Annotated in this window: 16 protein-coding genes; 2 read left to right on the top strand and 14 right to left on the bottom strand. The window is 64.4% G+C overall.

The annotated features are described in order from the left end of the window. The 5 genes from H7F16_RS05510 to H7F16_RS05530 all read right to left on the bottom strand — a co-directional run bounded on the left by H7F16_RS05510 (window position 1) and on the right by H7F16_RS05530 (window position 3,298). A complete protein-coding gene (locus H7F16_RS05510) occupies window positions 1-864 on the bottom strand; it encodes a farnesyl diphosphate synthase (RefSeq protein ID WP_185796516.1) in 864 nt (287 codons plus the stop codon). After that, window positions 861-1,100 carry an exodeoxyribonuclease VII small subunit gene (locus H7F16_RS05515; protein ID WP_185796517.1) on the bottom strand — a complete coding sequence of 80 codons (240 nt, stop codon included), beginning with the start codon at window positions 1,098-1,100 and terminating at the stop codon, window positions 861-863. Before H7F16_RS05515 ends, H7F16_RS05510 begins: the two co-directional genes overlap by 4 nt. After that, window positions 1,097-2,023 carry a histone deacetylase family protein gene (locus H7F16_RS05520; protein ID WP_241741180.1) on the bottom strand — a complete coding sequence of 309 codons (927 nt, stop codon included), beginning with the start codon at window positions 2,021-2,023 and terminating at the stop codon, window positions 1,097-1,099. The genes H7F16_RS05515 and H7F16_RS05520 overlap by 4 nt, the downstream gene beginning before the upstream one ends. A gap of 73 nt (window positions 2,024-2,096) precedes the next feature. Then, window positions 2,097-2,801: a response regulator gene (locus H7F16_RS05525; protein WP_185796518.1), complete on the bottom strand. Its 705-nt coding sequence runs from the start codon at window positions 2,799-2,801 to the stop codon at window positions 2,097-2,099. Next, window positions 2,798-3,298, bottom strand: coding sequence for a MarR family winged helix-turn-helix transcriptional regulator (locus H7F16_RS05530; protein WP_185796519.1), 501 nt, complete (start codon window positions 3,296-3,298; stop codon window positions 2,798-2,800). Before H7F16_RS05530 ends, H7F16_RS05525 begins: the two co-directional genes overlap by 4 nt. Window positions 3,299-3,450: 152 nt before the next feature. Here H7F16_RS05530 and H7F16_RS05535 point away from each other — a divergent pair, with 152 nt between their 5' ends. Then, the gene (locus H7F16_RS05535) at window positions 3,451-4,317 is read left to right on the top strand and encodes a branched-chain amino acid aminotransferase (RefSeq protein WP_185796520.1); all 867 of its coding nucleotides are present in this window, start codon (window positions 3,451-3,453) and stop codon (window positions 4,315-4,317) included. A 157-nt stretch (window positions 4,318-4,474) separates the two neighbouring features. Continuing rightward, entirely contained in the window at window positions 4,475-4,975 is a 501-nt protein-coding gene (locus H7F16_RS05540; RefSeq protein WP_185796521.1) for an NYN domain-containing protein, read from the top strand. Here the strand turns inward: H7F16_RS05540 and H7F16_RS05545 are convergent. The 9 genes from H7F16_RS05545 to H7F16_RS05585 all read right to left on the bottom strand — a co-directional run bounded on the left by H7F16_RS05545 (window position 4,972) and on the right by H7F16_RS05585 (window position 15,940). Continuing rightward, the gene (locus H7F16_RS05545; RefSeq protein ID WP_185796522.1) at window positions 4,972-5,139 is read right to left on the bottom strand and encodes a hypothetical protein; all 168 of its coding nucleotides are present in this window, start codon (window positions 5,137-5,139) and stop codon (window positions 4,972-4,974) included. The genes H7F16_RS05540 and H7F16_RS05545 overlap by 4 nt on opposite strands. Before the next feature lie 87 nt (window positions 5,140-5,226). Further along, window positions 5,227-5,652 (bottom strand): DUF1294 domain-containing protein, encoded by a 426-nt coding sequence (locus H7F16_RS05550; RefSeq protein ID WP_185796523.1) that lies wholly within the window; start codon window positions 5,650-5,652, stop codon window positions 5,227-5,229. Then, entirely contained in the window at window positions 5,649-6,416 is a 768-nt protein-coding gene (locus H7F16_RS05555; protein ID WP_185796524.1) for an SDR family NAD(P)-dependent oxidoreductase, read from the bottom strand. The genes H7F16_RS05550 and H7F16_RS05555 overlap by 4 nt, the downstream gene beginning before the upstream one ends. A 29-nt stretch (window positions 6,417-6,445) precedes the next feature. Continuing rightward, window positions 6,446-7,489: a tRNA epoxyqueuosine(34) reductase QueG gene (queG, locus tag H7F16_RS05560; protein ID WP_185796525.1), complete on the bottom strand. Its 1,044-nt coding sequence runs from the start codon at window positions 7,487-7,489 to the stop codon at window positions 6,446-6,448. A gap of 52 nt (window positions 7,490-7,541) precedes the next feature. Next, window positions 7,542-8,207 carry an FtsZ-binding protein FzlA gene (gene fzlA / locus H7F16_RS05565; protein WP_185796526.1) on the bottom strand — a complete coding sequence of 222 codons (666 nt, stop codon included), beginning with the start codon at window positions 8,205-8,207 and terminating at the stop codon, window positions 7,542-7,544. Window positions 8,208-8,303: 96 nt separating this feature from the next. Then, the gene (mtgA, locus tag H7F16_RS05570; RefSeq protein ID WP_185796527.1) at window positions 8,304-9,074 is read right to left on the bottom strand and encodes a monofunctional biosynthetic peptidoglycan transglycosylase; all 771 of its coding nucleotides are present in this window, start codon (window positions 9,072-9,074) and stop codon (window positions 8,304-8,306) included. Between the two features lie 194 nt (window positions 9,075-9,268). Next, window positions 9,269-13,807, bottom strand: a complete 4,539-nt coding sequence (gltB, locus tag H7F16_RS05575; protein WP_185796528.1) for a glutamate synthase large subunit — start codon at window positions 13,805-13,807, stop codon at window positions 9,269-9,271. Next, window positions 13,794-14,504: a hypothetical protein gene (locus H7F16_RS05580; RefSeq protein ID WP_185796656.1), complete on the bottom strand. Its 711-nt coding sequence runs from the start codon at window positions 14,502-14,504 to the stop codon at window positions 13,794-13,796. The genes gltB and H7F16_RS05580 overlap by 14 nt, the downstream gene beginning before the upstream one ends. Next, the gene (locus tag H7F16_RS05585) at window positions 14,504-15,940 is read right to left on the bottom strand and encodes an NAD(P)-dependent oxidoreductase (RefSeq protein ID WP_185796529.1); all 1,437 of its coding nucleotides are present in this window, start codon (window positions 15,938-15,940) and stop codon (window positions 14,504-14,506) included. Before H7F16_RS05585 ends, H7F16_RS05580 begins: the two co-directional genes overlap by 1 nt. Window positions 15,941-16,084 lie beyond the last annotated feature (144 nt).

Below are 16,084 nucleotides of genomic sequence, written 5' to 3' on the forward strand. Positions count from 1 at the left end.
TCAGCTTTCCCGTGCAACCACAAACCGCGCCAGGGCGATCAGGTTTCCGGCCGATGCACCATAGGCACGCAAATGCGACTCGGCCTCGGCCACAAGGGCATGGGCGCGGGCCTTCGCCTCGGCCAAGCCAAGCAACGAGACAAAGGTCGCCTTGCCCGCATCGGCATCCTTTTGCAGGCGCTTTCCGGCCTTGGTGGCATCGCCCTCGACATCCAGAACATCGTCCCAGATCTGGAAGGCCAGCCCCACCGCCGTGGCATAGGCCCGCAGCGGCGCAGGGTCGGCCCCGGCGATGACGGCGCCCGCCTCGGCGGACCAGCGGATCAGCGCGCCGGTCTTGCCTGCCTGAAGATCGGTGATCGCCTCGAGTGTCAGCGGTGTGGTGGCCGTTTCGGCGGCGATGTCCAAGGCCTGCCCCAGAACCATCCCTTCGGCGCCGCTTGCACGCGCAAGCCCCGCCACCAGCGCAATGCGCACATCGCCAGACCCGAGCGCCGGATCGGCCAGCAGCTCGAAGGCCAGCGTCTGCAAGGCGTCGCCCGCCAGAACAGCCGTCGCCTCGTCCCATTTCACATGGACCGTGGGCTGCCCGCGCCGCAGGTCATCATCGTCCATCGAAGGCAGATCGTCATGCACAAGGCTGTAGGCGTGCAGCGACTCGACCGCCGCAGCGGCGCTGATGGCATCCACACCGCCCAGCATCCGCGCCGATTCCAGCACCATGAAACCGCGCAGCCGCTTGCCGCCGCGCAAGGCGTAGCGCATCGCCTGCACCACGGGCACATCGCGCCGCCCCGCAAGTGCCGCCATCAACCGCGCCTCGATCCGCGCGGCATCGCTTGCCAGAACCGAGGAAAAGCTCACAGCCCCTCCGCCGGAGAGGTTCCGACTGCACGGCCTTCCTGCGCGCGGATCATTTCGACCTTGGCTTCCGCAGCGGCAAGCTTGTCGGCGCAGTACTTTTTCAGCGCGGCACCCTTCTCATAAAGCGCGATCGACTGTTCCAACGCCACATCGCCCCGCTCGAGCTGGTTCACCACCTGCTCCAAAGCGGCCATCGCCTCTTCGAACGTCATCTCGGCCACGGATTTGTCGGTCATCGTCCACGCTCCTCAAGCACGCCCACATGCGCCGCCACGCAGGCCTCCAACGCCTGCAAATCATATCCCCCTTCGAGTGTCGAGACGATCCGCCCCCCCGCGTGGGCATCCGCGATGTCGCAGAGCCGCCCCGTCAGCCAGGCGTAGTCGTCTGCTTCCCACTCAAGCCCCGCCAAGGGATCATCCGCATGGGCATCGAACCCTGCCGAGATCAGGATCAGTTCCGGCCCGAAAGCCTCGAGCGCGGGAAAGACGCGCGCCTCATAGGCCGCCCGCATCACGGCGCTGCCCGACCCCGCCCGCAGCGGAACGTTGACGATCTGCCCGTGCGCCCCGCGCTCGGACTCGGCCCCCGATCCGGGATAAAGCGGCATCTGGTGGGTCGACGCGAAAAGGCAGCGCGCCTCGTCCCACAGCAGGTCCTGCGTGCCGTTGCCATGATGCACATCGAAATCGACGATGGCGACACGCGCCAGCCCGTGCCTGTCGAGCGCCCGCTTCGCGGCGATGGCGACATTCCCGAAAAGGCAGAAGCCCATCGCCTTGGCGGTTTCGGCATGGTGGCCGGGGGGACGGCCCGCGACGAAGGCATTCTTCGCCTCGCCCCGCAACACGGCATCGACCGCAGCAGCACACCCGCCAACGCCGCGCAGGGCCGCCACCAGCGAACGCGGCGCAAGATAGGTATCGCCGTCCAGTTGCCCCCAACCCTCGACCGGAACCTCGGCCTTCACCCGCGCCAGATACCCGGCCGGATGGCAGCGCAGCACTTCCGATTCTTCGGCCAGCGGCGCTTCGCGCCGTTCGACGGCCAGACCCGCAAGACCCCGCTCGACAGCCCCCAGCCGCGCCACCTGTTCGGGGTGGCCGGGCGGCGTCATATGGCCGAAAAAGTCCGAATGCGTGTAAACCAGCGTCGCCAAAGGCCCGCTCCCTTGTTCATCTTTGCGGCAAATACTCTGGGGTCCGGGGCAAAGCCCCGGGGTCTGCCGCCCCTCAGTCGGGTTGCAGCATATAGCCTTCGCCCCGCACGGTCTGCAAATAACGCGGCTGGCGCGGGTCTTCCTCGATCTTGCGGCGCAGACGGGTGATCTGCACATCGACCGCCCGTTCCTGCGCGCCCTCTTCCGCGCTGCGGCCCAGATCGCCGACCAGCTTTTCGCGGGCCACCGCCGTTCCGGGCTGCGCGGCAAAAATCCGCATCAGCGCCGACTCGGTCGCGGTCAGCCGCACAGGTTCGGAACCGCGCCACAACTCGCCGCGATCCATGTCGTAGCGCACAGCACCCATATGCAGGACCTTGGGCGCGGGTTCGGCGGGCTTCACCTGTGGAACACGCCGCAGGATCGCGTTGATCCGCAGCAACAACTCTTTCGGCTCGAAGGGTTTGACCAGATAGTCGTCGGCCCCCGCCTCGAACCCCTCGATCCGGTTCGACGCCTCGCCCTTGGCGGTCAGCAGCAGGATCGGAACCGCCAGCCGCCCGCGCAGATCGCGTGTCAGGCTGATCCCGTCCTCGCCCGGCATCATCACGTCAAGCACGATCATGTCGAATTCCAGTCCGGCCAGCAGCCGACGTGCCTGGGCGGCATCGCGCGCCACGCTGACAAGATAACCGTTGCGCATCAGGAACTTTTGCAAAAGCCCCCGGATGCGTTCGTCATCGTCGACGACAAGCAGATGTGCCTGCAATTCAGTCATGCGTTCCCGTCCCTCAGCCCTTGATACTGCCGCCGCAGTTCAGGGTCCATCATCGCTTCCAGCACGGTGCGGAAGCCCTGCACCGCCGCCGGCCCCGCCGCCCTGTAGGCCGCACGCATCCGCGCCCTTTGGGCATCGGACAGGGCGCGTTCCAGTTCGGCGCCCTTGGCGGTCAGGTAGAGATGCCGTTCGCGCTTGTCCTGCTTGCCCACGCGGCTTTCCACCAATCCGTCTTCGACCAGCGACCGCAGCACCCTGTTCAGACTTTGCTTCGTCACGCCAAGGATCGAAAGCAAATTCGACACCGTCGTTCCGGGCGAGCGGTGGATGAAGTGGATGGCGCGGTGATGCGCGCGACCGTAATCCATGCCTTCGAGAATCCGGTCCGGATCGGCCGTGAAGCCGCGATAGGCGAAGAACATCGCCTCGATGCCCTTGCGCAACTGCTCGTCTGTCAGAAACAGCAGCCCTTCGCCGCCCGTGGTGCCGTCAACCATAACATGCTCCCTGCTCGCTTCGAATTTACGTCAGCCTTGTTGACTTTCCAAGCACAGACTGTTAGCCACACCTCCGGTTTTGCGCAACTTTATGTCCGTTTCGGACCTAACATACGCAACATTCGCAAATTCTTACCCGTGGGAGAGGGCAAATGGCTGGCTACGACGATCGCGATGGTTTCATCTGGATGGACGGCAAACTGGTTGAGTGGCGGCAAGCGAACGTTCACATCCTGACCCACGCGCTGCACTACGCTTCGGCCGTGTTCGAGGGCGAACGCTGCTACAACGGCAAGATCTTCAAATCCGCCGAACACTCGGCCCGCCTGCTGAAATCGGGCGAGATGCTCGACATGCCGATTCCCTACACGGTCGAGCAGATCAACGCCGCGAAGGAAGAAGTGCTCAAGGCCAATGGCCTGACCGACGCCTACATCCGCGCCATCGCCTTCCGTGGCGTGGGCGAGGAAATGGGGGTCGCCTCCCTCAACAACCCGGTGCGCCTTGCCATCGCCTGCTGGACATGGGGTGCCTATTACGGCGACGCCAAGATGAAGGGCGCCAAGCTCGACATCTCGAAATGGAAGCGCCCGTCGCCGGAAACCATCCCGTGCGAGGCAAAGGCCTCGGGCCTGTACATGATCTGCACCATGTCGAAACACGCCGCCCAAGCCAAAGGCTGCTCGGACGCCATGATGTATGACTATCGCGGCTATGTGGCCGAGGCGACGGGGGCCAACATCTTCTTCGTCAAGGACGGAGAGGTCCACACCCCCGCGCCCGACTGCATATTGAACGGCATCACGCGCCAGACCGTCATCGGCATGCTGCGCGACATGCAGATCAAGGTGCATGAGCGGCACATCCTGCCCGAAGAGCTTGCCACGTTCGAGCAGTGCTGGCTTACCGGCACCGCGGCCGAGGTCACCCCCGTCGGCCAGATCGGGGACTACACCTTCGAGGTGGGCGACATCACCCGCCGCGTGGCCACCGAATACGAGGCGCTGGTGCGGGCGTAAGCCCCCCCCGCACTCTTTCGCAAAGACACCAAACCCCCTGTGGCGACACAGGGGGTTTTTCTTGGCCCGACGCGACCAAAGGCGCGGGGGGACGAAACCGGACCGCATCGGCCCCTGACCACTTCCGTTGCGCGTTCCGCATCGCTACGATCATCCTATGATTGCAGAAAACGCTTTTCCACTCGCCCTTATTTCCGGGCTTCTTCTTCTCACCTACCTCGCCCTTGTCTGGCGGAAACGGCCGAAGCGGCGCCGCTTGTTGGTCGACGGATCGAACGTGATGTATTGGCGGGACGGCAAACCCGATCTGACCACGCTGCGGCAAGTCATGCTGGCGCTTGTGGAACAGGGCTTCTCGCCCGATATCGTCTTCGATGCCAATGCGGGCTACCTTTTGACCGGCAGGTTCCGCGACGATCACGCCTTTGCAAGGCTCCTCGGCATTCCGGCACATCGCATCCTTGTCGTGCCAAAGGGAAATCAGGCCGACAGATACATCCTGACCGCGGCCCGCGAACTGGAAACGCGCATCGTGACGAATGACCGCTACCGCGATCATGCCGACGACTTTCCCGAGGTTCTGGTCAAAGGCCACCTCGTCAAGGGTGGTTACCGTGACGGCGTCCTCTGGCTTGACCCGCTGCGAGAGACGGCCTAGGCCGACCGCCCCCGCGCGATCCGCAGGAATTCCACCAGCCGCCGGTTGCCCGCTGCTGCCTCGCTCCGGTGCCAGAACCCGCGCCCTGCCCGTGCGATGCGCATAAAGGCCCGGACGCGCCCCGTTCCGCGCGCGTGGCCGTGGTCTGCTAGATGTCTGGACATGGCAAGCCTCCCTGAACGCCTGCGCGATGCTAGCACCGATGGGCCGATTCCCCAAAGACGGGCTTCGCGCCCTGCGGGTCTTTGCCGTCAGTCGGTGCCCGGTCCGAAACGCCGTGGAAGGGCCTGTTCCTTTTCGGTCTCGGCGCTCGGCTCGAAAATCTGCAGGGCGACCAGCGCATTGGTCAGCGTAAGGTTCGACATAGCCTCGCTGACCGGTTCCAAAGGCACGAGCAGCGCGGCCAGAAACGCCGCCTGCCCAAGCCCGATTAGGTTGAGCGTTCCCGCAAAGGACGGTTTCCGCGTCTTGTGCCGCAAGCGCCGCTGCGCCAGTTTTGCCCCCGGCCAGCCGCCGAACAGGGCAAGCGTCAGCAGGGTCGCTTCGGGAATGCGGCTTTCGCCGCGCTCGGCCCGTCCCTTGTCGATGGCAAAGGCGACATAGGCAAGCACGCTTGCCACCAGCACGTAGCCCGCCAGACAGACCGCAAGAAACCCGACCGACCCCGGTGCCATCATACCGCGCTGAACCCGCCGTCGACGAAAAGCTGCGTCCCCGTGATGAACTCAGCATCATCCGACGCGAGATAGAGCGCCGCGCGCGCGATGTCCTCGGGCTGGCCGAAGCGCCCTTGCGCGGCCTTGATCGCGGCTTCCGACACATCCACCCCGTATTTCGTCAGAAGCTCCACCTCGCGTTGGCCGTGCGGCGTGTCGATGAAACCGGGACAGATGGCGTTGCAGCGGATGCCACGGTCGCGGAACTCGACCGCGATGGCGCGGGCGAACATGTGGCAGGCGCCTTTGGTCGCATCATACAGCACCTCCATCGGCGTGGCATAGACGGCGCTGATGCTCGATGTGCAGACGATGGCCCCTTTGCCCTGCGCCAGCATGTGCGGCAGCACGGCGCGGGTCATCAGATACATGGACTTCACGTTCACATCGAAAAGGAAATCCCAGTCCTCTTCCTCGGTTTCAAGGAAGGGTTTGATGACGATGGTGCCCGCGTGGTTGAACAGAACGTTCACGGGGCCAAGCTCGGCCACCACGGCGGCAACGGCACCGTCCACCTCGGCCTTGACCGCGACATCGGCCTTGGCAAAGACGGCCCTATGCCCCGCGGCGACCAGCTCTTCGGCCAGCGCCTGCCCTGCCGCCACGTTGCGGTCGATGATCCCGACCGAAGCCCCCTCGGCGGCGAAAAGCCGGCTTGCCGCCCCGCCGCAACCCGTCGCCCCGCCCGAGATGATTGCCACCTTGCCCGCCAGCCTGCCCGCCATTTTCCACTCCCTGAAAGTTAACGCGCAGCCTAGGCAGCCCCGCCCCCGTGCGCAAGCCGCGCCACGGCCCAGCGCGCCGCATCGGCCACAGCGGCATCGGCATCGCCCGCCAGGGCGGCAGCGGCGGGGGCAAGCGCAGGCATCCCCGAATTGCCGATGGCGTAAAGCACGTTGCGCACAAAGCGGTCCCGCCCGATCCGCTTGATGGGCGACCCTGCGAAACGGGCGCGAAACGCGGCATCGTCCAGCGCCGCAAGCTCGGCCAACTCTGGCGCGCCGATCCGTGGCTGGTAGCCCAAGTCCTGCGCCGCCTGCGCGAACTTGTTCCACGGGCAGACCGCCAGACAATCGTCGCAGCCGTAGATCCGGTTGCCCATCAGCCCGCGCAACCCCTCGTCCACCGGCCCCTTATGCTCGATGGTGAGGTAAGAGATGCAGCGCCGCGCGTCGAGCTGATAGGGTGCCGGAAAAGCCCCTGTCGGGCAGATGTCGAGGCAGGCGGTGCAAGACCCGCAATGACTGACCTCGGCCGCATCCTTCGGCAGGTCGAGCGTGGTGAAGATCGCCCCGAGGAAGAACCAGTTTCCCAGATCGCGCGACAGAAGGTTGGTGTGCTTGCCCTGCCAGCCCAGCCCCGCCGCCTGCGCGAGCGGCTTTTCCATCACCGGCGCGGTATCGACGAAAACCTTGATCTCGCCACCACCCTGATCGATCAGCCAGCGCCCCAGACGCTTCAACCGCCGCTTCACGAGGTCATGGTAATCCTTGCCTTGGGCATAGACCGAAACCGCCGCCCGGTCGGGCATATCCAGCACCGCCAGCGGGTCGCTCGCGGGCGTGTAGACTTCGGCCAGCATGATGACCGACCGCGCCTCGGGCCAGAGAGCGGCGGCAGAGCCACGCCATTCCGCCCGCTCGGCCATCCAGCCCATCTGGCCCTGCCGCCCCTTGGCCAGCCAGTCCGCCAGCCGTCCGGCCGTTTCGGGCGTCGCATCGGGCGCGCAGATGCCAAGCTTGGAGAATCCTTCCTCCAAGGCCCGCGCCGTCAAAGCCGCCTTCAACGCCTCTGACATGTCCTGTCCTCAAATATCCTTCGGGGAAGTCGCCAAAGGCGACGGGGGCCGCTCAGAAATCAAGATCCGCATAATGCTGCGGCGGCGGGAAACCCGGCACCTGATCGGCCAGCAGCGTGCGGAAACTCGGCCGCGACTTGATCTTGGCATACCAGTCCTTGACCGTCGCCGAACGGTTCCAATCGACATCGCTGATATAGTCGAGACAGGACAGATGCGCGGCGGCGGTGAAATCGGCCAGCGTCATCACATCTCCCGCAAGCCAGCGCCGCTGGTCGAGCAGCCAGCCCAGATAGTCGATGTGGTATTTGATCCGGCTTGCCCCGAACTTCACGTTCTTGCTGTCGGGATAGCCCTGCCCCATGACCTTCTTGTTCACCCGCTCGTACAAGAGCTTGGACGTCACCTCGTCATGGAACTTGTCGTCGAACCACGCGCAAAGCCGCCGCACCTCGTAGCGCAGATCGGGGTCACGCGGCATCAGCTGGGGTTGCGGATGGCTTTCCTCGAGATATTCGCAGATCGCCTGACTTTCCGACAGGACACGGTTGTCGATCTTCAGCACGGGCACCTTGCCCGCCGGATTGCGGCGCAGGAAATCGGGCGAGGGTTCCCAATACCGCTCCTCGACCAACTCCACCTCGAGCCGCTTTTCGGCCAGAGTCAAACGGACCTTCCGGCAGAAGGGCGAGAGGGGGAAATGATAAAGACGGATCATCTGATGACGTCACACCTGTGTAACATTGCCTAACTCCTTGCCCGCTTAGGCTGTGGAATTCAACCGTGATTGACGGTCAGGCAGCTTGGCGGCGCTTTATTCTTCGAAGCAATCGGCGCGGCCGTCGGCTGCGATGGTCGCGGCCCCGCCCATGATCGACCGCGTCCGCCGCCGCACGAAGGACGACGGGTTGCCCGCGTCGCGGTTTTGCGGGTCAGGCAGGACGGCTGCCAGACGCGCCGCCTGCGTGGGCGTCAGGTCACGCGCATCGACCCCGAAGTGATGCTGCGCCGCCGCCTGCACGCCAAAGACGCCTGTCCCGAATTCGGCGACGTTCAGGTAAACTTCGAGGATACGGCTTTTCGACCAGAACAATTCGACGACCGGCGTCATCGCCGCCTCCATCGCCTTTCGCAGCCATGACCGGCCGTGCCAGAGAAAGACGTTCTTCACGACTTGCTGGCTGATGGTCGACGCGCCACGGGTCGACCCCTCTTCCACCGCCTCGCGGATCGCCTTCATGTCGAAGCCCCAGTGCAGGCAGAAGTTCGCATCCTCTGCCGCCACCGCCGAGCGCGGCATTTCGGGGGCCATGTCGTCGATCGAGACCCAATCCTTTTCGATGCCGCCCAGACGCCAGACCTCGCCCAATTGGTAAAGGTTGATCGGGGGCGGCACCACGCTGAACAACAGGATCAGCACCATGTAAAAGGCCGCGATCCCGCCGATGATGCGGCCCGCCCAGCGCAGCGCGATGCGCTTGCGGTCGGGCGCGGGTGCCACGACGACAGCCGTCGAGGGCTTGCGCGGCCGCCGTTTCGGAGCGGCAAGCGGCAGTTCTTTCTGGGGCGGGGTATCGTCGGTCATGGGGGGCAGCATAGCCATGATGCGAAGGGCAGGGTCAAGCCACGCCGCTTGCCGCCGGACGAGATGGGCAAGAAACGCGCCTTGCGATTTTTCTGCGAAAAATCAGGGTGGCGGCCGGTGCGGCCGAATTTTCGCAGAAAATTCGCGAGCAGAGGCCCAGAAAAAAGCCCCGCATCGCTGCGGGGCTTTCATGGTCACTCGGCCGGAACCTTTGCCGCCTCGTCGGTCAGCGGGTGGGCAAGATGGACCAGCATTTCCTTGGGGCAGACTTGCAGGAAGTTGCGCTTCTCGCTTTCCCACTCGCCCAGGATACGCGCCGCGATCTGGCTTCCCGTCTCGTCCAGATGGCGCTGGATCAGCCCTTTCAACTGGGCTTCCCAATGCGGATGGCCGATGCCGCAGGTCACAAGCGATTCAAGGTTCATGAAATCCTCGGCCACGCCGGTGGGATCGTAGACGTAGGCCATACCCCCCGTCATGCCGGCGCCAAAGTTCGCGCCGATCCGGCCAAGGATCACGGCCACACCGCCGGTCATGTATTCGCAACCGTTGGAGCCGCAGCCTTCGACAACCACCGAAGCGCCCGAGTTGCGGACGGCGAACCGCTCGCCCGCGCGGCCGCTGGCGAAAAGGAAGCCATCGGTTGCGCCGTAAAGCACGGTGTTGCCGATGATGGTGTTGTCTTCGGCCCGCAGGGGCGAGGACATCATCGGTCGCACGGTGACGGTGCCGCCGGACAGACCCTTGCCGACATAGTCGTTGGCATCGCCCTGCACTTCGATCTTCAGCCCGCGCACGGCGAAAGCACCAAGCGACTGGCCGCAGGAACCGGTCAGCTTCACCGTCAGATGGTCGGGCTGAAGGCTGTTCTTCATACCGAACTTGCGCACGATGTGGCTGCTGGCCCGCGTCCCGATGGTGCGCAGCGTGTTGCGCACCGCGTAGGAGAGCTGCATTTTCTCGCCATCCTCGAAGAAGCGCGCGCCGTCGCGGATGATTTCGGCATCCAGCGTGTCCGGCACCGCATTGCGCGGCTTGGACCGGTCGTAGGTGATCTTCTGCGCCCCATCGACCGTGATGAGCAGCGGGTTGAGGTCGAGGTCATCAAGATGCGCCGACCCGCGCGAGACCTGCGTGAGCAGGTCCGCCCGACCGATGATCTCGTCCATCGACCGCGCCCCGATGGAGGCGAGGATTTCCCGCACTTCCTGCGCGTAGAAGGTGATGAGGTTCACCACCTTGTCCGCATTGCCGGTGAACTTTGCCCGCAGCGATTCATTCTGCGTGCAAACCCCGACGGGGCAGGTGTTCGACTGGCACTGGCGCACCATGATGCAGCCCATCGCAATCAGCGCCGCCGTGCCGATGCCGTATTCCTCGGCCCCGAGCATTGCCGCCATCACCACATCGCGCCCTGTCCGCAGGCCGCCATCGGTGCGCAGCGTCACCCGCTCGCGCAGGTTGTTCATCGACAGCACCTGATGCGCCTCGGTCAGGCCCATTTCCCACGGCAGACCCGCGTATTTGATGCTGGTGCCGGGCGAAGCACCCGTCCCGCCGTTGTGGCCGGAGATCAGGATCACATCGGCCTTGGCCTTTGCCACGCCTGCCGCGATGGTGCCGACACCGCTGGCCGAAACCAGCTTGACCGTCACCTTGGCGCGCGGGTTGATCTGCTTGAGGTCATAGATCAGCTGCGCAAGGTCTTCGATCGAATAGATGTCATGGTGCGGCGGCGGCGAGATCAGCGTCACGCCGGGGGTCGAATGGCGCAGACGCGCGATCAGCGCCGTGACCTTCATGCCGGGCAACTGCCCGCCCTCACCGGGCTTGGCACCCTGCGCGACCTTGATCTCCAATTCCTCGCAGGCGTTCAGGTATTCGGCCGTTACGCCGAAACGCCCGGATGCCACCTGCTTGATCTTGGCCGACGGGTTGTCGCCGTTCGGTTCCGGCAGGAAATGCGCCGGGTCTTCGCCGCCCTCGCCCGAGTCAGACTTTGCCCCGATGCGGTTCATCGCCACGTTCAGCGTCTTGTGCGCCTCGGGCGACAGCGCCCCGAGCGACATGCCCGGCGTCACGAAACGCTTGCGGATCGAGGTGATGGATTCCACCTCTTCGATCGGCACGGGCTTGCCGAGGGTCTTGATGTCGAGGAGGTCGCGGATATGGATCGGCGGGTTGGCCCGCATCGCGGCCGAATACTGCCGCCACAGGTCGAAACTCGCCCGGTCACAGGCAGCCTGCAACATGTGCATGGTCTGCGCTTCCCAAGCGTGCTTTTCGCCCGAACGCCGCGCCTTGTAGAACCCGCCGATGGGCAGGACATCGGCACCACCCAGCCAGCCTTTGGCGTGGACCTCTTCCAGCTTCTGCTCGATCCCGTGCAGGCCGATGCCGGAAATGCGGCTGTGCATGCCGGGGAAGTATTCGGCCACCATCGCACGGGACAGGCCCACGGCTTCAAAGTTCAGACCGCCGCGATAGGACGAGATCACCGAAATCCCCATCTTCGACATGATCTTGAGCAGACCTGCGTCGATGGCATCGCGGTAGCGCCGCATGGCATCGGTCAGGCTGCCTTCGATCAGCCCGCGCTCGATCCGGTCGGCGATGGAATCCTGCGCCAGATAGGCGTTCACCGTGGTCGCACCGCAGCCGATCAGCACCGCAAAGTAATGCGGGTCGATGCATTCGGCCGAACGGACGTTGATCGAGCAGAAGGTGCGCAGCCCCTTGCGGGTCAGCCAGCTGTGGACGGCGCTGGTGGCAAGGATCATCGGCATGGGCACGCGCCCCTCGCCCTGATGCTCGTCGGTCAGCACAAGCTGCCCCGCGCCCGACCGCACGGCATCTTCGGCCTCGGCGCGGATGCGTTCCAGCCCTTGGCGCAGATCGTCATGGCCCGGTGCCACGGGGAAGGTGCAGTCGATGAAAGCGACCTGATCCCCGAAACGCTGGACCAGCACGTCGAATTCGCGGTTCGCGATGAAGGGGCTGTCGAGGACGAGAATTTCCGTCTGGCTCGAGTTTTCGTCCAGCACGTTGCGCAGGTTGCCGAAGCGCGTCTTCAGCGACATGACCCGGCCTTCACGCAACGAGTCGATGGGCGGGTTGGTCACCTGGCTGAAGTTCTGCCGGAAGAAATGGCTCAGCGGGCGATAGACCGTTGACAGAACGGCGGCGGGGGTATCGTCGCCCATCGAGGCGATCATTTCCTTGCCGTCCTCGGCCATCGGGGCCAGAACCTGCTCGAGCTCTTCGACCGTGTAGCCCGCCGCGATCTGGCGCTTGCGCAGATCGGCCCCGCTGAACAGCGCCGCTTCGGGCACGTCACGCAGCAGGGTGTTCAGTTCGGTGACCTTTTCGATCCACTCGCCATAGGGGTTGGCCGAGGCCAGTTTGTCCTTCATTTCGGCGTCGTGATAGAGCTTGCCGCCCTTCATATCGACGGCGATCATCTGCCCCGGCCCAAGCGCGCCCTTTTCGCGGATGGTGGTTTCGTCGACAGGAACCATGCCCGCTTCCGAACCCGCGATGAGCAGGCCGTCACCCGTGATGACATAGCGCATCGGGCGCAGGCCGTTGCGGTCAAGCCCGCCGCAAACCCAGCGGCCGTCGGTCATGGCCAGTGCTGCGGGGCCGTCCCACGGCTCCATCACCGCGTTGCAATAGGCATACATATCGGCCCAGGCCTTGGGCATGTCGGTCGTCGCCTTGGACCACGCCTCGGGCACCAGCATGGTCTTGGCCATCGGCGCCGAGCGGCCCGAGCGCACCAGAACCTCGAACACCGCGTCCAGCGCGCCGCTGTCAGAGGTGCCCGACGGGATGATCGGCTTGATATCCTCGGCCGCCTCGCCAAAGGCGGATGATGCCATGCGGATCTCGTGGCTCTTCATCCAGTTGACGTTACCCTTGAGCGTGTTGATCTCGCCGTTATGGGCCAGCATGCGGAAGGGCTGCGCCAGCCACCACTGCGGGAAGGTGTTGGTGCTGTAGCGCTGGTGGTAGATGGCGAACGAGGACTCGAACCGCTCGTCCATCAGGTCGGGGTAGAATACCGCGACCTGCTCGGCCAGCATCATCCCCTTGTAGATGATCGACCGGCACGACAGCGAGCAGAGGTAAAGGCCCTGGATCTGTGCCGCGATGGCGGCCTTTTCGATGCGGCGGCGGATGATGTAGAGCTCGCGCTCGAACTGGTCGTCGTCGATGTCCTTATCGCAGCGGATAAGGATTTGTTCGATTTCCGGTCGCGTTGCGTTCGCCTTATCGCCCAGAACTTCGGTGTTCACCGGAACGTGGCGCCAGCCGTAGATATAGTGGCCCATGCGCAGCACTTCGGATTCGACGATGGTCCGGCAGCGTTCCTGCGCGCCGAAATCGGTGCGCGGCAGAAACACCTGACCAACGGCGATCAGCTTACCCATATCGGGTTCATGTCCGGTGCGGCGGACCTGATCGTAGAAGAACTTGACGGGGATCTGCACGTGGATGCCCGCGCCGTCGCCCGTTTTGCCATCGGCATCGACCGCGCCGCGGTGCCAGACCGCTTTCAGCGCGTTGATCCCGTTCTCGACCACCTTGCGCGACGGCTTGCCGGAAATGGCCACGACCAGACCGACACCGCAGGACGAATGTTCGTCATCGGCCTTGTAAAGTCCGTTCGCGTCCAGCCAAGCCCGCTTCGCCTCTTCGGCCTTCACCCAGGCGTCATCATAGATTGTCATGGCTTAGGGCCTCCTGTGGCATGGGCGAGATCGGCAGCGAGGACATCACCGCGTCGCAATCGAAAATCGGTTGGGTTGTGGCAAAACCGGCTTCACCGGATTCGCTGAATTTGACCGGAGACCCGTCGAGCGGCAGGAACCCCTGTCCGCCGTCCCACTGGCTTGGTCCGGCGAAGAACAGACGCCACTTGGCGCTGACATATTCGTTGCCGTAGGACCGCCGCAGCAAAGTGCCATCCGGACCCGTTTCGGAATATTCGAATTCGGTCTGCTGCAAGGGTTCGCCGTCGATGACGATGTTGCTTCCCGTCAGCGCATCATGCCCGGCGATTTCGGTCGGTGCGGCGCCGTCTGTCGACAGGTTGAAACGATAGTCGTCGCGCCCGCGCGCCAGAAGTTCCGAGAAGGAAGCCGGATCGGCAGCACCCGGAACCAGCACCTGCTTGGTTCCTGCGCCGACCTCGTAGCTTTCGACCCATTCGCCCTCGTTGTTCACGCGGCTCAGGAAGAACATGCCCTCCTGATCGAAATCGGCGCGCCATTTGTCGCCTGCGGGGTCTGCCTCGCAGGTGTAGTGGTTCGACACGCGGCAACCCTTGGATTGCACGGTCAGAAAGGTCGTGCAGCCTTCGGGCGGGGTAAAGCTTCCCGCTGCCGCCGGGCCGGCCAGAACCGCAAGGATCAGCGCGGCACGCATCACTCGGCCGCCACCGTTGCGGGTTGGGCCAGATAGGACAGGATCGCTTCGGCCGCCTCGCGCCCGTCACGGATGGCCCAGACCACCAGCGAGGCACCGCGTACGATGTCACCCGCCGCGTAGACACCGTCGAGGCTGGTCGCATGGCTGCGGAAATCGGCCTTGATCGTGCCCCAGCGGGTGACGGCCAGTTCCGGCACGCCCCAAAGGGTCGGCACGTCTTCCGGCTCGAAGCCCAGCGCCTGAATGACCAGTTCGGCAGGCTCGACGTAATCGGCCCCTTCGATGATTTCCGGCGACTGGCGGCCCGACGCATCGGGCGCGCCAAGGCGCATGCGTTGCACCATCACACCATCGACCACATCGCCGCCGGTAAAGCCCTTGGGCGCGGTGAGCCAGACGAAATCGACGCCCTCTTCTTCGGCGTTCTGCACCTCGCGTTGCGATCCGGGCATGTTGGCCTTGTCGCGACGGTAGAGGCATTTGACCGAGGTCGCCCCCTGACGGATCGCGGTGCGCACGCAATCCATCGCGGTATCGCCACCGCCGATTACCACGACGCGCTTGCCTGCGGCGTTCAGCTCGCCCGAGTCGAATTCGGCCACTTCGTCGCCAAACGACTTGCGGTTCGAGGCGGTCAGATAGTCGAGCGCGCGCACCACGCCCTTGGCACCCACGCCGGGGGCCGAAATGTCGCGCGCCTTGTAGACACCCGTGGCAATCAGCACGGCGTCATGCTGGCCGCGGATGGCGTCAAAGCTGATGTCCTCGCCCACGCGGCAGTTCAGCACGAATTGAACGCCCGCTTCTTCAAGCTGCGCGATGCGCTGCATGACGACGGGCTTTTCCAGCTTGAAACCGGGGATGCCGTAGGTCAGCAGACCGCCCGCACGGTCGTAGCGGTCATAGACCGTGACCTGAACGCCACGCTTGCGCAATTCACCCGCCGCCGCCAGCCCGCCCGGACCCGCACCGATGATGCCGACGGAATCCGTCCGTTCGGACAGGGGAACGATCGGCTTCACCCAACCGTTTTCCCAGGCAAGGTCGGTCAGGTATTTCTCGACCGAACCGATGGTCACTGTGCCGTGGCCCGACTGCTCGATCACGCAATTGCCTTCGCACAGACGGTCCTGCGGGCAGATGCGGCCGCAGATTTCGGGGAAGGTGTTGGTGGCTTGCGAAAGCTCGTAAGCCTCTTGCAACCGGCCCTCGGCTGTCAGGCGCAGCCAGTCGGGGATGTTGTTGTGCAGCGGGCAATGCGACTGGCAATAGGGCACGCCGCACTGGCTGCACCGACCCGCCTGCTCGGCCGCTTTTTCGGCGGCGAATTCGCGGTAAATCTCGTGGAAATCCTGCGCGCGCAGGTCTGCCTGCCGCTTCTCGGGCATCTCCTTGCCGACCGTGACGAACTGGAGCATGCGTTGCTTGGCCATGAAGGCGCCCTCCGACAGGATAATCTCAGGCGCGCTTTTTACTTTGGCTCTTCCGGCAATAAAAGTCAGCACTACTGACCTAATGCCCGCTTTTTTCGACGATGGGTCAAAAATACTGCCCGATCGGGCGATAATTGGGTCAGT

The organism is Paragemmobacter straminiformis (genome assembly GCF_014243445.1).
Lineage (GTDB): Bacteria > Pseudomonadota > Alphaproteobacteria > Rhodobacterales > Rhodobacteraceae > Paragemmobacter > Paragemmobacter straminiformis.

Excerpts from the sequence above, each read along its gene's own strand:
- H7F16_RS05515 (WP_185796517.1), bottom strand. The coding sequence starts at position 1,100 with ATGACCGACAAATCCGTGGCCGAGATGACGTTCGAAGAGGCGATGGCC.
- H7F16_RS05525 (WP_185796518.1), bottom strand. The coding sequence starts at position 2,801 with ATGACTGAATTGCAGGCACATCTGCTTGTCGTCGACGATGACGAACGC.
- H7F16_RS05530 (WP_185796519.1), bottom strand. The coding sequence starts at position 3,298 with ATGGTTGACGGCACCACGGGCGGCGAAGGGCTGCTGTTTCTGACAGAC.
- H7F16_RS05535 (WP_185796520.1), top strand. The coding sequence starts at position 3,451 with ATGGCTGGCTACGACGATCGCGATGGTTTCATCTGGATGGACGGCAAA.
- H7F16_RS05540 (WP_185796521.1), top strand. The coding sequence starts at position 4,475 with ATGATTGCAGAAAACGCTTTTCCACTCGCCCTTATTTCCGGGCTTCTT.
- H7F16_RS05545 (WP_185796522.1), bottom strand. The coding sequence starts at position 5,139 with ATGTCCAGACATCTAGCAGACCACGGCCACGCGCGCGGAACGGGGCGC.
- H7F16_RS05550 (WP_185796523.1), bottom strand. The coding sequence starts at position 5,652 with ATGATGGCACCGGGGTCGGTCGGGTTTCTTGCGGTCTGTCTGGCGGGC.
- H7F16_RS05555 (WP_185796524.1), bottom strand. The coding sequence starts at position 6,416 with ATGGCGGGCAGGCTGGCGGGCAAGGTGGCAATCATCTCGGGCGGGGCG.
- queG (WP_185796525.1), bottom strand. The coding sequence starts at position 7,489 with ATGTCAGAGGCGTTGAAGGCGGCTTTGACGGCGCGGGCCTTGGAGGAA.
- fzlA (WP_185796526.1), bottom strand. The coding sequence starts at position 8,207 with ATGATCCGTCTTTATCATTTCCCCCTCTCGCCCTTCTGCCGGAAGGTC.
- mtgA (WP_185796527.1), bottom strand. The coding sequence starts at position 9,074 with ATGACCGACGATACCCCGCCCCAGAAAGAACTGCCGCTTGCCGCTCCG.
- gltB (WP_185796528.1), bottom strand. The coding sequence starts at position 13,807 with ATGACAATCTATGATGACGCCTGGGTGAAGGCCGAAGAGGCGAAGCGG.
- H7F16_RS05580 (WP_185796656.1), bottom strand. The coding sequence starts at position 14,504 with ATGCGTGCCGCGCTGATCCTTGCGGTTCTGGCCGGCCCGGCGGCAGCG.
- H7F16_RS05585 (WP_185796529.1), bottom strand. The coding sequence starts at position 15,940 with ATGGCCAAGCAACGCATGCTCCAGTTCGTCACGGTCGGCAAGGAGATG.